This window comes from Euzebyales bacterium (genome assembly GCA_035461305.1).
Classification (GTDB): Bacteria; Actinomycetota; Nitriliruptoria; order Euzebyales; family JAHELV01; genus JAHELV01.
Window position 1 is genome coordinate 1 of sequence record DATHVN010000237.1, and the last position, 14,153, is coordinate 14,153.

Genomic DNA, 14,153 nt, shown 5'->3' on the forward strand with positions numbered 1-14,153 from the left:
GGGGGCAGGAATTCCGACCAGTAGACCGCGCCGGAAGGGCTAACGGTTGCGAACAAGGTGACCGGAACGTGCCACACCGCCCACATCGCGCCCACGATGAGCCCCGTGGTGAGGACGCTGTGACGCGGCCTTACCGTGGGCACAGCGAATCCGGTCCAGCCCAACTCCTCCGAGAAGGCGCCCACAGCACCGATCGTGAGCCCGGACAGAAGCAGGGCGCCGATGTTGTCTGTGGTGTAGGCGTCGGGGACAAAGACCGGGGAGATGAGCGAAAGCGCGAGGAGAATGGGCATCACCAGAAGCGGCACGGTCGCGAGAGCGACCGCGTACCAGCGGGCGCCCACCCGCCACCTGAGCAACCGTGATCGGAACTCGCGAAGACCCGTTCTTCCGTGGACGAAGGCGGTCATCAACGGGCCCGCCACGCTGGGGCCGGCAAACAATGCCAACCATCGCGCGGTCCGGGTTCGCCAGTGGCTCAGCGCAGGGTCGGCGGCCACACTTGCCCCGCGAATCGTGGCTTACCGCACCTTCAGTATCGGACAACCGAGCACGGCACGTCAGGGTCGTCCGCACGGTTCGCAGGGCCCTTCGGCATGGCAATCCGTCTGCATGAAGTCACGGCTCATCGCTCACCGCTCCCGGAGTGACCTCAGCCCATCGCATATCCGGAATTACCGTCGGGCTTGTTCGGTGTACTCCGGACCCGTCCCGTTCACGTCGATCGCCGGCATGACAAGGTGCTTGTGACGATCCAGGCTCGCAGTTCATCCGACCGCAGCCTCACGGGTGGGGCGTCAGCGCCGCTTGCGGCGTCATGGTTCATCACGATAGCGCCGCGGGCCTTTAAGGACCCGCGCGGGCAGGCGGAGGAGGTCCTTGATGCGATCAAGGATCGCACCGACGGAGATGCCCACCCGCCGCAGCGGTCTCGAGAGCAACCACACGATGGGATACAGGAGGAGCGCGAGCAGAGCCAGCAGCAGAGCCACCGGCAACGCAACCACCAGCAGGACCAGCCAGAGCAGGAACTTGACCATGGTGCCTCCTCCTCGACACACGCCCCATGGGATTAATTGCACCGTACAAGCCGGAGGGCACCGGTACCAAGGTCCGTCACGACCGCATGCGGCGTAGCGCAGCCGCCAACGCCGGAAGACCGCTGCAACCGGCGGCAACCCCGGCTACAGCATGCTTATCGCAGCGCGGCGTCGGCGACCATCGTCGCGCTTGCCCTTCATTTGGCGGATGATCCGCGCCACACCCGTCGGTGGAGACGTGCTGCGTCAACGGGTGACCCTGGCGTCAGCGCGGCGGATCCTCACCGGTGAGCCCGTCGACCGACTCGCGGGTGAGATCGGCGTGACCGACGTGCCGCGCGTACTCCTCGATGATGTCGATCAGGACGCGACGCAGACTGGGTGCGTCATCCCAACCGGTAAATCTGACCAGTTGCCCGAGATCGCCGTCGGCCAGCACTGCGGTGACCGCCGCGCGGGAGCGCTCCACGGCATCCTGCCAGAGCGCGAGCAGTTGTTCTGGCGAGTCGCTCGCGGCCGAGTGCCACTCCCAGTCGGGGTCATCGAAGTCGGCGTCCGGCCACAGCGATCGCATGTCCCGACCGAGCAGACGTCGCGAGAAGTAGACGTCCTCGATCAGAGCCAAGTGCTTGACCAGCCCACCCAGCGTAATCGTTGATGCGCCGACGGTCGCCTGCATGCCAGAGCGTCCAGCCCAGAGCACTTCCACGCGAAGGTCGCGCGCTGCCGTTCGAGGGAGCCCAGCAGCGTGGTCGTCTCGTCGCCGGCCACAGGCGGCTCCCGGAGGACGTTCTCGTTTGTGTCAGCCCACGCCCGCGACGGTACTGCACGCCTGCGCACGACACAGGTTGCGCCTGCCATGACCGATCCTACGAAGCCGTCAGCACCGCCTGGCGGATGACTCCGGCGCTGGTCGTGCACACACTCAAAACAACATCACGGCGCTGTGCCGCTTCTCAACCGCGAAATGAAGTCGTAGGCGCCGTCACACACCGTCCCGTCCCAGCGCAGCGTGACGCACGCGCCGGTGGCGTGTGAACAGCAACCTCGACGTGGGCCTCAGCCTGCCGCGGGCGCGCCCGCCACGCTGCTGCCCGGGAGGAGCCGCAGTTAGGCGGCGTCGCGATCATAGGGCGTGACCGGCATCGCGCGCACGCTTCCGTCCTGTCCCACCTCGAGTTCGACGGTGACACGCGTCGTCGGCGGTCGAAGCCCCTCAGCGATCAACTGCCGCGCGAGTGTCGTGTGGCCGATCGTGGTGCCCGACACGCGGCTGCGTCGTTCGGCCTCGCGCGACAACGCTTCCGCCAGGTCTGGGTCAATCCGCACACTGAGCACGGCGCCCAGACGCTTGCTGGGCGGCGGCGCGTCCGACTCCAGTGGAGGAACCTTCCCAGGTGTCAAGGTCTTCGTCGCCGCGTTCGATGCGCTCGACCAGCTCCTGCTCCTCGTCCGGCGTCATCCGTGGCATGACCTCGCCTGCCTTTCCACGCGGTCACCGCCCCGCAGCCCCGAGCCGCCTCGTCGGCCCAGGTCACCAGGACCCGCAGCGACCGACCGGCATCGGTGCGACCGTCCATCGCGTACTGTGGCGCGGCCGCGCTTGTTGCGCCGCCACGTTGGCTCGTCGGCGAGCACCCGCTCGACTTCCCGTGCTGTGAGCCCACGCCGGGCGAGGTGCTGCTCGCTGGTGTCCCAGTCGAAGAACGCTGGATAGGGCGGGTCGGGAGAACTCTCGCAGCGACGTAGCACATTGTATGACACCGAGACCCGGGGTCGACAGCCTACACGACGGCCGCGCGCCTGTGCGTAGCATGTGCCTATGTGGCAGGCGCCGTCATAGGGCGGACACGGCCGTACACCGAACCTACGAAACCCCAGCTCAGCGGCACGCGATGCCCTGCCGGGCGCGCCTCGACTGGCCTGACACCAACGCACGCCGATCGACGACTGCTCGCCGTGCTCAGCCAGCGAGGGCGGCGAAGACTTCGTAGACCATGAAGGCTGGCCAGAACAGTCCCTGGACCACGGCCAGCACATACTCCCAGAAGGTGTCCGCCTGTTGCCAGAAGAACACCAAGGCTCCGAAGATGCCCAGACCGTAGATGGCACCGCCACCGGCGGCGCCCGCTGTGCTGTTGCTCATCGGACTTCCTATCTGTCGAGGCACGTGGCCGCGACTGCGAGCGATCCGAATGGTCTTCGGCAGCGAAGCATGCCGAGTTGGAGTGGCCACGGCGAGCTTTCCGGGTTCGCCGCCAAACCCGGCCCCTTCAGGTCCCGGATGCGCCGTGCGCGACGTCGCCGATGACCGCGGCGAGCTCCTGCGGGCGCGACCACATCGGCCAGTGGCTCGTCGGCAGGTCGACGTACGTCACATCGCGCAACTCGGCCAGGGTCGAGTGCGCCCGTCGCCGGGCCGGGGTCGACGTAGACCATCGCCGCGATCCGCTCCGACATGCGGTCGGCGACCGCATGGCCGGGGCCCCGGTACCGCTGTGCACGGCAAGCACAACGGGACGCCCGGCCACTGTGACCGCCTCACAGATCGCGTCGACGTGGTCGGCAAGCGTGATCGAGGACCGATCGGCGTCTGCCGACTCGAGACCGGGCAACGTCAGCGCCGTGACGTCGTGACCGTCGGCGCGCAGGGCAGCGGCGACCTCGTCCCACGCCCATGCTCCGAGCCAGAACCCGGGAACCAGGACAATCGGTGCGGTGTTCACGTCTCCGATCCTTAGGTCAGTGACCGACGTTCCGAGTCCTGGGGACGGCCCACAGAACAGGCGGTTGCGACCGTGAACGCCAGCCCGACTGCCGGTTCGCACCTCCACCCACCGCGTTCTCCGGCAGCGCCAACCGCCTGGGTGCCAAGGCGAAGCCCAACGGAGTGCCGTGACGCGGACGCGCCTCATGCAGCGTCGTGATGAGCTCGCGTCATCGGTTGCCCTGGAAATCGGTCTGCACATCGTACAGCGCCTGCAGCTTCAACCAGAACCGTGGCCGAGACTCCGACGGCTTGGCCGCTCGAGTGCACTTCAGGAACGCGGGGCACTGGTCTGTCGGATCCGTTGTCCGGACCGCCGCCGCCTGAAGAGCGCGACAAGGACGTGCTGGCGGTCCTGAACGCCAGCGGACTCTGATCGCGCGGTGCTCGCGGGCGTGTCCGAGGGATGTGCCTCGCCACAGTGTCCGCGCGACCTATCCGAAGCGCACGCGAGCGATGGTCTTGTGCGGGCCGATCGTCGGTGGACCGACGGCGGACCACCCGTCAGTGAGCGGTGGCTACAGGGGCCGCGCAGTCCAAGGGTGCGCTCGAGCACTGGGTGATGGCAGGACGCTCAGGCTGGGGTCGCCCACATCGGCGGGGACCAACGACCAGCTGGGATGGTCGAGCGGGTACGGCGAGCCCATGCATGGCCAGGGAGCTCCATCGAGGTGTGGACGCGGATCGACCTGCGTGACGTGCTCGGCGTGCCCGCCCCGCGGCTGGGACGAGATGAACACCGGACGCGTCGGCGGGCATCGTGGCCGAGTCGCTGACTGCCCGCGGGCGGCTCAGGCGGCGTCCGATGCCGACGGCTGCTGGGGTGCGAGCATGGGGTGGCAGCCTTCGGGAACGTCTTCGAGGTGGGCCAGGACGGTGCGGAAGATGTCGCGCAGATGGTGGACCTGGTCCCGGTCGAGATGATCGAACAGCGCGGTCCTGACCTGTTCGACGTGTCCCGGTGCAGCGGCGACCAGCGCGTCGTAGCCGGCGTCGGTGAGTGTCGCGACGACCTGCCGGGCGTTGTCGGGGTGCCGGCACCGTCGCACCCAGCCGCGGTCCTCGAGGCGTGCCACGGCATGGGACAGCTTGCTGGGTGACGAGCGCGTGTACTCGGCGATCTGACCCATCGTCAGGGACCGCTCCGGTACCTCTCCCAGCAGTCCGAGGATGGCGTAGTAGCTGTGTGGCATGCCGGCGTCGCGCTGCAACTGCCGGTCAAGGGACTCCTGCAGCAGGACGGCGGCGTACAGGTAGGTCCGCCAGGCCTCCTGCTGCTCGTCGTCCAACCACCGCGGCTCGCTCATGCGCCCATCGTAACCGTGGGTGCTATCTTGCTTGAACCCTCAAATGAGGCATCGACCCGGTCGGTGCGACGTCGGGGACGTCAGCGAACAGGAGCGTGTCATGCAGGCAGTGGTGGTTCAGGGGCCGGACCAGGAACCGGTCATCGCCGACGTACCAGAGCCGCAGGTCTCCGCTGGACATGTGCTCGTGCGGGTGCAGGCAGCGGGACTGAACGCGATCGACAACGCGATCGCCAGCGGCATGATGCGGGGGATGATGGAGCATGACGACCCGGTGGTGCTCGGCCGCGACGCCGCCGGCGTCGTCGAAGCGGTTGGCGAGCAGGTCACCGATGTCACTGTCGGCGATGCTGTGGTCGGCCACGTGTTGCTCATCCCACCGATCAAGCACGGCACGCTGGCCGAGTACGCGGTGCTGCCCGCCCAGACGCTGGTGCCGCTGCCCGACGGGCTGGATCCGCTCATGGCGGCGGCAATCCCCTTGGCCGGGGCCGCAGCCGTCGCCTGTGTCGAGGCCGTCGGACCGCAGCACGGCGAGGCGGTGCTGATCGCCGGAGCCAGCGGTGGTGTCGGGTCCTACGCCGTGCAGCTGGCCGCACGGCGCGGCGCGACCGTCATCGCCACCGGGCTGCTTGAGGACGCCAACCGGCTCCGCCGTCTCGGTGCCGACCATGTCGTGGACTACCGCGACGACGTCGCGCAGCAGGTCAGGGCCGCCCACCCCCACGGGGTGGACGCCCTCATCGACCTGGTCAGCTTCACTCCGGATGCCCTGGTCGCCCACACCGCGCTGTTGCGCGACGGTGGTCGCGTCGCCACGACCACGGGCAGCGCCGATCCCGACGCGCTCGCAGCCCGCGACATCACCGGCACCAACATCATGGCCACACCTGTCGCCGACGTCGTCGGCCCCCTGGTCCAGCAGGCGGTCGACGGATCCCTGACAGTCGACGTCGGCCGGGTCCTCGATCTGCCGGACGCAATCGAGGGTCTGCGGACGTTCGCCTCCGGGCACACGCGGGGCAACATGGTCGTGCGCATCGTGGAGGCGCCGAAGTGACCTCCTTCGGCGGATCCTGCAGGGCCCCGCTCGCGGGTTTCCTCATCGCCAGGCTGATGAAGGCCGCAACTGCGTCTTGATGGCGGCGTGGAAGAGACGAGCTGCTCGCCAGCCACGGGGTCGTTGATGTGGCGTTCATCGCCTCACCGACCGGTTCGGGTGCTGGGGGTTCCTCGACCTCTGGAGGACAGGTGCCGCCCCGTCATTCACCGACGACGACCTCGGGTTCCTGGCAAGGATCCGCGATCCGGTCACGACAGCGACGCGTCGCTGCCAGTTGGCGAGGGCCTACGACCTCAGTGCGTGCGAACGCGAGGTGCTGCAGCACCTCATGACTCGACACACGACAGGTCGAGCAGCGGATGTACTTTCCGAGCACACCGTGCAGGACCCCCCCGAAGACGTCCTTCCACAACGGACGACCCTGTGTCGCGAGTGCTGGACACGTGACCCCCAGCACACGCGAGCACACAGCGGGCACGGGGAAGCAACGTCACGCCGTCGGGTCACGGTTGAACAGGTGCCTGGACCACGCGTACCCGCCGAGACCGATGGCGACGGACCACAGGACCGCCAGCACGCCGTCGCTGCCGATCGCGGTGCCGAGCAGGAGCCCGCGGACGGTGTTGATGATCGGGGTGAACGGCTGATGCTCGGCGAACCAGCGCATCGCCGCCGGCATCGAGTCCGTCGGGACGAACCCGCTACCAAGGAACGGCAGCAGCATGAGCGGCAGTGGCAGGTTGCTGGCCGCCTCCACCGTGCGGGACACCAGCCCGAGCGCGACCGCCAGCCAGATCACGGCGAGGCTGATGCCCACCAGGAGGACGGCCGCGGCCAGCCACTCGACCCAGTCGGCCGTGGGGTCGAAGCCCAGGAGCAGCGCCACACCGATCACGAAGGCGAGCGCGATCACCGTCTGGATCAGGTTGCCGAGCACGTGCCCGGTCAGGACCGATGCCCGGGCGATGGCCATGGTTCGGAAGCGGTTCATGATGCCCTCGGTCATGTCCATGGCGACCGAGATCGCCGCTCCCTGGGCGGCACCGGCCACGGAGATGAGCAGGATCCCGGGGGTGATGTAGGCCAGGTAGTCGTCCCGCCCACCGGATACTCCGACGAGACCGGCACCCATCGTGTCGCCGAAGACGCTGACGAAGAGCAACAGCAGGACGATCGGCACGCCGATGGTGGAGGCGGGACCGACCGGATAGCGCAGGTTGCGACGCAGGTTGCGACGCAGCATCGTCGTCGAATCGCGGACGGCATGCGGCAGGGCGCTCATCGCGGGCGCTCCTGCTGCGTGCTGCTGCCGGTAAGCGCCAGGAAGACGTCGTCGAGGTCGGGCGTGTGGACCGACAGCTCGCCGACCGCAATCGCCTGGCGGTCCAGCTGATCGAGCAGCTCCCGCAGCGACCGCAGGCTGCCGTCGCTGGGGACCTGCAGTGCGAGGGCTCCGTCGTCCCGTGCGACCGCGCCGAGGTGGCGGACGGCCGCCTCGAGGCCGCTGGGGTCAGAGAACCGGAGGCGGATGTGACCGCCGCGGACGCGACGCTTGAGCTCGGCTGCGGTTCCCTCCGCGACGAGCCGTCCGCGGTCCAGCACCCCGATGCGATCGGCGAGCTGGTCCGCCTCCTCGAGGTACTGGGTCGTGAGGAAGACCGTGACGCCGCCGGCCACGAGTCGGCGGATGATCCGCCACATGGTGTGGCGGCTGCGTGGGTCGAGGCCGGTCGTCGGCTCGTCGAGGAAGATCAGGCGCGGCGTGCCGACGAGCGTCATCGCCAGGTCGAGGCGGCGGCGCATGCCACCGGAGTAGGTGGCGGCCGGCTTGCCGGCGGCGGCGGCCAGGTCGAACAGGTCGAGCAGCTCCTCGGTGCGCCGACGGCCCTCCTCCCTGTCGAGGTGGTGCAGGTCGGCCATGAGCCTCAGGTTCTCCTCACCGGTGAACAGCTCGTCGATCGCCGAGAACTGTCCCGTGACGCCGATCATCCCGCGGACCGCATCGGGGTCACGGGCGACGTCGATGCCGGCGATGCGTGCCTCGCCGGCCTCGGCACGGATGAGCGTCGACAGGATCTGGATCATGGTCGTCTTGCCGGCGCCGTTGGGGCCGAGCAGCGCGAAGACGGTTCCCTCGGCAACGTCGAGGTCGATGTCGTCGAGGACGACCTGATCGCCGAAAGATCTGGTGAGACCGGTCACCGCGATGGCAGGCGTGGGGTGGGCCACGGGAGCCTCGTGTGTGTCAGCGCTCATGGATCGCTCCACTGGGACGGCGGATCACGATCTCGCCGATGGATGTGCGGGCGCGCACCCTGACGGTCGCGACCGATGGATCCGGGTCACCGGCGGCGTCGAGCGTGTTGCGGACCTTGCCGGCCGTCGCGCTCACGTCGAGCCAGGCGGCGGTGCCCTCCCGGATCCCGACCTCCAGGTCTCCCACCTGGGTCTCGAGCACGACCGAGCCCTGCACCACCTCATCCAGCCTGACGTCACCGTTGGCGGACTTGGCGCCCACGCCGGCACGCGCGCGGCCGACCGCGATGTCACCGTTGGCTGCTCGGACGCGCAACTCGTCGTTGGCGTCACCGATCCAGGTGTCGCCGTTGGAGTTCTTGACCACCGCGGTGCCGCCGAGCTCCCGCAACCGCACGTCACCCGAGCCGGCGATCACATCAGCGTGGCCCGTCACGCACTCCACGGTGATGTCGCCGGAGCCGCTCTTGAGGCTCAGCACACCGGTGTCCTGGAGTTGGATGTGACCGACGCCGGTCTTGATCCGGCAGTCACCGAGGCGACCGGTGCCGTGGACGTCGGCGGACCCGACGACGGCGTGCAGGTGCGAGCCGCTCGGCAGCTGGATCGTCACGTCGATCGATCCGCCGCCGGTCCGGCTCCACCAGGAGCGCAGCTTCGGAGCCTTCACCAGGAGCCGGTCGTCGACGAGCTCGACGCGTGTCTGGTCGGCGGCCCGGCGGTCCTCGTCGTTCGAGGCGTCGCTCGGAGCCACCTCGACGACCGTGGCATCGCGGTCGCCGGCGCTGACCCGGACGCTGCCGAGGACGAGATCGATCGTGGCCGAAATGGGCTCGGGGGTGTCGAAGGTCGGCATGGGGATGACCCTCCTGTTGTCACGGTGTGCAACGGTGGCGGTCGGAGCGGGACGGCGGCACCATCAGCGGACCCAGCCGGTGTAGGCCTCACCGACCCGACCGCCGCGCTGGCGTGGTCGCCCGTCCCGGTCGCCGCGCGCCACGGCTGATGCGACCAGCCGCACGAGCCAGGTGTTCACCGACAGGCGCTCGCGGCCTGCTGCCTGCTCGACGGCGGCCTTCAGCTGCTCGGGTAGGCGAAGGTTGATGCGCGCGGTCGCACCGTCGTCGTCCGGTGGCGCGGACGGCATGGGCACGTCCGCGCTCGGTGCCACCGCGTCGTCGGTCGGCGGCGGTGTCACGATGAAGTCCGGCTCTCCTGCGCGCAGGCGCAGCTCGACGGAGCCGGGTGCGAGCTCGCGGGTGATCTCGTCGGCGGCGTCGGACAGCACGTCGAGCAGCATCAACCTGATTGCGGAGCCCAGCGGAGCGGTGAGGCGCTCGGCGAGAGCGCGGGCGTCCTCCCCGCCGGCCTCGGCGGCCACGGACAGCTCGCGACGAAGGTTCTCGGCATAGGGCGTCAACTCCATGACCGCCATAATGGCATCACTTTGGTGTCGATGCAAGTGGCACTTTGATGTCACCTTGATGTTCCTTCTGGCTGTCGCATGGTGAGCAGGGGCGTCGGCACCACCGTGATGGCGGCAGCGGACGCGGCGCGGCGGGGGGACGTCGGTGGATCACGCGTGGCCGTGATGACCACGGCGTGCGGGAGCACCTGCCGGGCCTGACGGTCGTCCGGGCGTCCGTCGTCGGTCATGGTGATGCCGTCCGTGTGCGCGTCGGAGGGCCGGTGGTCGACGAGGGCCCGGTCGACGCTCCACGACGCACGGGGTGGGAGCGCGGGGGTAGGTTGACACAGACCCGGACGCCGGACATCGACGGCGTCGGCGATGACGTTTCCGGAGTCCACATGGCACACCTGCGCTGCGACTTCTTCTCCGATGCGCTCGAGCTGTCGACGTCGATGACGGTCGTCCTGCCGCAGCCCACCACGTCACAGATCGGCATGACCGGGACGGCACCGGCAGGCGATCCTCCCGTGCTCTACCTGCTGCACGGGTTGTCCGACGACGACACGATCTGGCTGCGGCGCACGTCGATCGAGCGGTACGTCGCGCCCCTCGGCCTGGCGGTCGTGATGCCACAGGTCCACCGCAGCTTCTACCTCGACGGTGTGCACACCGGCCGCTACTGGACGTTCGTCGCCGAGGAGCTGCCCGACATCGTCGCGCGGTTCTTCCGCGTGTCGGTTCGCCGTGAGGACACGTTCGTGGCCGGCCTGTCGATGGGCGGGTACGGTGCGCTGCGCCTGGCGCTTCACCAGCCCGAGCGTTTCGCCGCCGCCGCCAGCCTCTCGGGCGTGCTGGACGTGCCGTCGTTGCAGCAGCAGAGCGGCCGCGACCAGCTGATGACGGCGGTGTTCGACGGTCGCGACGCGGCCGGATCCGACGACGACCTGATCGACCTGCTCGGTCGGGTGGACGCGGCGACGCTGCCGGCGCTGTACGTCGCGTGCGGCACGGAGGACCCGGTGGTCGACGGCAACCACAGGTTTGTCGAGGCCGCCTGTGACCACGGGGTCGACGTGACCCCGTCGTTCGGGCCCGGCGAGCACGAGTGGGAGCTGTGGGATACGACGATCCGGGACGTACTTGCGTGGCTGCCGCTCGCTTACCACGGCACGACGTCGGCCGATGGGACGATCCGGCCGGCGGGCACGTGACCATCGGCCCGGCCGGGGAGCGCGGGACGCCGTACGGTTCCGACCACGCCATCGACCATGGAGGGTTTCATGACAGCAGGCAGGATCGCGATCGTCGGCGCCGGCAGCGTGGGCGCCAACCTGGCCTACGCATGCCTCATCCGAGGCGTCGCATCGCAAGTGGCCATGTTCGACCTCAACGCTGCGAAGGTCGGCGCCGAGGTGCTCGACCTGAACCACGGCCTGCAGTTCGTGCCGTCGGCGACCGTGGTCGGCTCCGATGACATCGCGGTGTGCGCCGATTCGGACGTGGTGGTCATCACCGCGGGCGCGAAGCAGAAGTCCGGCCAGAGCCGGCTGGACCTCGCCGGCGCCAACGTCCGGATCTGCCGCGAATTGGTCCCGGCCCTCCTCGACGTAGCGCCGGACGCGCTCCTTCTGCTCGTGACGAACCCGGTCGACGTGCTGACCTACGCGACCCTGAAGTTCTCGGGCCTGCCGCCCAACCGGGTGCTGGGGGCGGGCACGGTGCTCGACACGTCGAGGCTGCGCCTGCACGTCGCACGCCACTGCCGTGTCGCCGTCCAGAACGTGCACGCCTACATCGCTGGTGAGCACGGCGATTCCGAGATCCCGCTCTGGAGCTCGGCCACGATCGGCGCGGTGCCTCTGCTGGAGTGGAGCGCCCCGGACCGTCCCGCCTTGGACGAGGCCGCCCGTGACCGCATCTTCCGCGATGTCGTGACCGCTGCCGAGACGATCATCCGTGGCAAGGGCGCGACCAACTACGCAATCGGCCTCGCCGGCGCCCGCATCCTCGAGGCAATCCTACGCGCTGAGCAGGCGGTACTGCCGGTCAGCTCACTGCTCAGCGGCGACGGGCTCGACGACGTGTGCCTGTCCATGCCCTCGATCGTAGGCCGGCATGGTGTGGCGGGCAGGCTGCCGGTCCCGCTGTCCGACGACGAGCTCGCCGGTCTGCGCGCTTCGGCCGACACCGTCAGGGGCGTCATCGGGTCCCTCGGCCTGTGACCCGAGGGGCCCCGGCGTCCCGTCCCGTGTCCGGACATGAATGCGAGGGTGCGGGGACTCCGAAGAGCATCCCCGCACCCTCGATGCGTCGCGGGCTATTCGAGGAAGCGGTACCGCTGCACCAGCGGCAGCTGCTCCCACGCGCGACCAAGGCCCCAGGTCCGACCGGCGGCGGCGATCGCGAGCACGCCCAGGACGAGCGCGTAGATGATGTGGTCGTCCATGAACGGGTTGTTCTCGAGCGGGAGCTCGGCCGCCCACATCAGCATCAGCATGATCGCGCCCGACACGGCGGCGATGCGCATGCCGATCCCCAGGATCAGCGCGAGCCCGACGCCGAGCAGGCCGATCATGAACAGCCAGTCGGCGAATGGGCTTGACAGGCCGGCGAAGAAGTCGTGGAAGGTCTTGCCCTCGGTCGCGAAGTTCAGGAAGCCGAACGTCGGCGACCCTCCGTTGATCCAGGCGTCAGCGGGCTCTGTCGCGAACCCCAGCCCGAACGTCTTGTCGAGGAATGCCCACAGGAACACCCATGCGAGCGAGATCCGGACCACCGCCATCAAGCGGCGGGCGGCCAGGAGGCGCGCGGCATCGCCGGAGTCGGCCCGCGCATCGGCATGCGAGGCCGCCCCGGGTGTGGCGATGGTTGCCATGGTGTCGCCCTCCTTCTGCTCCGAAGCGATCACCGCACACCATCCCGGAGCGACGCCCGCCATGCCGGGCCGTGTGCACCGCCACCGACGGGACCTTCGGCGGCGTCCGCCGGACGTTTGCGCGTGGCCGCGCGCGGACATGACCATCCGCGATGATCGGCGGGACCATCGTCCCTCCTGGGCCCGAGCGGTCGGGTGAGACTGCGGTTGACGCCAGACGACTGGGGGCACCGTGACCACGAGCGACGATCTCGTCGAGCTGTCGAACGAGGAGTGCCTGCGGCTGCTGACGGCACACCGGCCACGACTGGGTCGGCTGGGCTTCATGTCGCAGGGCCGGGTCCTGGTGTTCCCGATGAACTTCGTACTGATCGACCGCCGCCTATACTTCCGCACCGCACCGGGATCGAAGCTGCTTGCCGCGCTACGCATCGACCGGGTCACGTTCGAGATCGATCACGTCGACGAGGTCTGGCGCGAGGGCTGGAGCGTGCTGGCGTTCGGGCGCCTGCGGCAGGTCACCGACCCGGAGGAGCTCGCCGAGCTCGCGGAGCGGCCCCTGCGGCCGTGGGCGAAGGGCGACCGCCCCCACTACCTGCGCATGGACATCGACGAGCTGTCAGGACGCCGGATCGACTGACCGGCATGCTGCCGTCCGGCAGGGACCGGACGGCATCATGGTCATGTGAGCGCAGACACCGTCTCCCGGGTCCTGATCGTGGCAGGCGTGGCTGCGATCGTGATCGGACTGCTCGTGCGCACGGGCGCGCTGGGGTGGTTCGGCAACCTACCGGGCGACATCCGCATCGAGTCGGAGCGCACCCGCGTGTTCATCCCCATCACGTCGATGCTGCTGGTCTCGATCGTGCTGAGCCTGCTGGCGTCGCTGTTCCGGCGCTGAGCCCGATCAGGGGATCGTCAGCTCCTGGCCGACGTCGATGATGTCGGGATCGGCGATGTCGTTCGCCTCCACGAGCTCCAGGACCGCCGTGTCGAACCGCTCGGCGATCTCCGTCAGCGTGTCACCGGACTTCACGACGTAGGTCCGAGGGCCGTCGGAGCGATCCTCGCCGTCACCGGCAGCCTGCTCACTTGTGGCCGCATCAGAGGACGTTGCCCGCGACTCGGTTGGCGGCGCGCTCGCCTGATCGCCATCGCCGCCACCGCCGTCCCCGCCGCAGGCGGCCGCAACCAGCCCGAGCACGATCACCAGGACCGCCCACCAACCGCTGCGACGTGCCCACATGCCGGACGCCTCTCCACCCGGGCGCACGGGACCGGGCTGTTCGCTCGGACGCAGTGCAAGTGTGCACCATCCTGTCGCCAACGGTCCATAAGCGCCGCTGATCGTGAGATGAAGCAGCCATCGCGGTATGTGATGACCCGCACGGTTACCGTTGTCCCGGCAACGTCACCACCGTCGCTGCGCGTCGC

17 protein-coding genes are annotated in these 14,153 nt (G+C 69.1%); 5 read left to right on the forward strand and 12 right to left on the reverse strand.

What is annotated here, in order from left to right:
* From VK923_21045 to VK923_21070, 6 genes are all read right to left on the reverse strand, one after another.
* The coding region (locus tag VK923_21045; GenBank protein HSJ47167.1) for a CPBP family glutamic-type intramembrane protease at positions 1–344 on the reverse strand (344 nt) is incomplete at its 3' end.
* A 471-nt stretch (positions 345–815) separates the two neighbouring features.
* On the reverse strand, positions 816–1,040 hold the full coding sequence (locus VK923_21050; protein ID HSJ47168.1) for a hypothetical protein: 225 nt from the start codon (positions 1,038–1,040) through the stop codon (positions 816–818).
* Positions 1,041–1,305: 265 nt separating this feature from the next.
* Complete coding sequence (locus tag VK923_21055; protein ID HSJ47169.1) at positions 1,306–1,719, reverse strand: DUF664 domain-containing protein; 414 nt, start codon at positions 1,717–1,719, stop codon at positions 1,306–1,308.
* Between the two features lie 1,284 nt (positions 1,720–3,003).
* Positions 3,004–3,186 carry a hypothetical protein gene (locus VK923_21060; GenBank protein HSJ47170.1) on the reverse strand — a complete coding sequence of 61 codons (183 nt, stop codon included), beginning with the start codon at positions 3,184–3,186 and terminating at the stop codon, positions 3,004–3,006.
* A gap of 127 nt (positions 3,187–3,313) precedes the next feature.
* The gene (locus VK923_21065; GenBank protein ID HSJ47171.1) at positions 3,314–3,766 is read right to left on the reverse strand and encodes an alpha/beta hydrolase; all 453 of its coding nucleotides are present in this window, start codon (positions 3,764–3,766) and stop codon (positions 3,314–3,316) included.
* A gap of 832 nt (positions 3,767–4,598) precedes the next feature.
* The gene (locus tag VK923_21070) at positions 4,599–5,114 is read right to left on the reverse strand and encodes a MarR family transcriptional regulator (GenBank protein HSJ47172.1); all 516 of its coding nucleotides are present in this window, start codon (positions 5,112–5,114) and stop codon (positions 4,599–4,601) included.
* A gap of 100 nt (positions 5,115–5,214) precedes the next feature.
* Between VK923_21070 and VK923_21075 the strand changes: the two genes are divergently transcribed.
* The gene (locus tag VK923_21075; protein HSJ47173.1) at positions 5,215–6,174 is read left to right on the forward strand and encodes an NADP-dependent oxidoreductase; all 960 of its coding nucleotides are present in this window, start codon (positions 5,215–5,217) and stop codon (positions 6,172–6,174) included.
* A gap of 493 nt (positions 6,175–6,667) precedes the next feature.
* On the opposite strand, the gene VK923_21080 is transcribed toward VK923_21075, so the two are convergent.
* The 4 genes from VK923_21080 to VK923_21095 form a co-directional block, all read right to left on the reverse strand.
* Positions 6,668–7,459: an ABC transporter permease gene (locus tag VK923_21080; GenBank protein ID HSJ47174.1), complete on the reverse strand. Its 792-nt coding sequence runs from the start codon at positions 7,457–7,459 to the stop codon at positions 6,668–6,670.
* A complete protein-coding gene (locus VK923_21085; GenBank protein ID HSJ47175.1) occupies positions 7,456–8,433 on the reverse strand; it encodes an ATP-binding cassette domain-containing protein in 978 nt (325 codons plus the stop codon). Before VK923_21085 ends, VK923_21080 begins: the two co-directional genes overlap by 4 nt.
* Positions 8,423–9,289, reverse strand: coding sequence for a DUF4097 family beta strand repeat-containing protein (locus VK923_21090; protein ID HSJ47176.1), 867 nt, complete (start codon positions 9,287–9,289; stop codon positions 8,423–8,425). Before VK923_21090 ends, VK923_21085 begins: the two co-directional genes overlap by 11 nt.
* A 63-nt stretch (positions 9,290–9,352) precedes the next feature.
* The gene (locus VK923_21095; GenBank protein HSJ47177.1) at positions 9,353–9,868 is read right to left on the reverse strand and encodes a hypothetical protein; all 516 of its coding nucleotides are present in this window, start codon (positions 9,866–9,868) and stop codon (positions 9,353–9,355) included.
* Between the two features lie 374 nt (positions 9,869–10,242).
* Here VK923_21095 and VK923_21100 point away from each other — a divergent pair, with 374 nt between their 5' ends.
* Positions 10,243–11,055 carry an alpha/beta hydrolase family protein gene (locus VK923_21100; GenBank protein ID HSJ47178.1) on the forward strand — a complete coding sequence of 271 codons (813 nt, stop codon included), beginning with the start codon at positions 10,243–10,245 and terminating at the stop codon, positions 11,053–11,055.
* 69 nt (positions 11,056–11,124) lie between these two features.
* On the forward strand, positions 11,125–12,066 hold the full coding sequence (locus VK923_21105) for an L-lactate dehydrogenase (protein HSJ47179.1): 942 nt from the start codon (positions 11,125–11,127) through the stop codon (positions 12,064–12,066).
* Between the two features lie 95 nt (positions 12,067–12,161).
* Here VK923_21105 and VK923_21110 read toward each other — a convergent pair whose 3' ends face one another.
* Positions 12,162–12,719 carry a hypothetical protein gene (locus VK923_21110; protein HSJ47180.1) on the reverse strand — a complete coding sequence of 186 codons (558 nt, stop codon included), beginning with the start codon at positions 12,717–12,719 and terminating at the stop codon, positions 12,162–12,164.
* Positions 12,720–12,951: 232 nt separating this feature from the next.
* Here VK923_21110 and VK923_21115 point away from each other — a divergent pair, with 232 nt between their 5' ends.
* The gene (locus VK923_21115) at positions 12,952–13,359 is read left to right on the forward strand and encodes a pyridoxamine 5'-phosphate oxidase family protein (GenBank protein HSJ47181.1); all 408 of its coding nucleotides are present in this window, start codon (positions 12,952–12,954) and stop codon (positions 13,357–13,359) included.
* A gap of 45 nt (positions 13,360–13,404) precedes the next feature.
* Positions 13,405–13,620: a DUF2905 domain-containing protein gene (locus VK923_21120; GenBank protein ID HSJ47182.1), complete on the forward strand. Its 216-nt coding sequence runs from the start codon at positions 13,405–13,407 to the stop codon at positions 13,618–13,620.
* A 6-nt stretch (positions 13,621–13,626) separates the two neighbouring features.
* On the opposite strand, the gene VK923_21125 is transcribed toward VK923_21120, so the two are convergent.
* Positions 13,627–13,965, reverse strand: a complete 339-nt coding sequence (locus tag VK923_21125; GenBank protein HSJ47183.1) for a LysM domain-containing protein — start codon at positions 13,963–13,965, stop codon at positions 13,627–13,629.
* Positions 13,966–14,153 lie beyond the last annotated feature (188 nt).

Coding starts and splice junctions, on each gene's coding strand:
- VK923_21070 (HSJ47172.1), bottom strand. CDS start 5,114: ATGAGCGAGCCGCGGTGGTTGGACGACGAGCAGCAGGAGGCCTGGCGG.
- VK923_21060 (HSJ47170.1), bottom strand. CDS start 3,186: ATGAGCAACAGCACAGCGGGCGCCGCCGGTGGCGGTGCCATCTACGGT.
- VK923_21055 (HSJ47169.1), bottom strand. CDS start 1,719: ATGCAGGCGACCGTCGGCGCATCAACGATTACGCTGGGTGGGCTGGTC.
- VK923_21105 (HSJ47179.1), top strand. CDS start 11,125: ATGACAGCAGGCAGGATCGCGATCGTCGGCGCCGGCAGCGTGGGCGCC.
- VK923_21075 (HSJ47173.1), top strand. CDS start 5,215: ATGCAGGCAGTGGTGGTTCAGGGGCCGGACCAGGAACCGGTCATCGCC.
- VK923_21095 (HSJ47177.1), bottom strand. CDS start 9,868: ATGGCGGTCATGGAGTTGACGCCCTATGCCGAGAACCTTCGTCGCGAG.
- VK923_21090 (HSJ47176.1), bottom strand. CDS start 9,289: ATGCCGACCTTCGACACCCCCGAGCCCATTTCGGCCACGATCGATCTC.
- VK923_21110 (HSJ47180.1), bottom strand. CDS start 12,719: ATGGCAACCATCGCCACACCCGGGGCGGCCTCGCATGCCGATGCGCGG.
- VK923_21125 (HSJ47183.1), bottom strand. CDS start 13,965: ATGTGGGCACGTCGCAGCGGTTGGTGGGCGGTCCTGGTGATCGTGCTC.
- VK923_21080 (HSJ47174.1), bottom strand. CDS start 7,459: ATGAGCGCCCTGCCGCATGCCGTCCGCGATTCGACGACGATGCTGCGT.
- VK923_21100 (HSJ47178.1), top strand. CDS start 10,243: ATGGCACACCTGCGCTGCGACTTCTTCTCCGATGCGCTCGAGCTGTCG.
- VK923_21050 (HSJ47168.1), bottom strand. CDS start 1,040: ATGGTCAAGTTCCTGCTCTGGCTGGTCCTGCTGGTGGTTGCGTTGCCG.
- VK923_21085 (HSJ47175.1), bottom strand. CDS start 8,433: ATGAGCGCTGACACACACGAGGCTCCCGTGGCCCACCCCACGCCTGCC.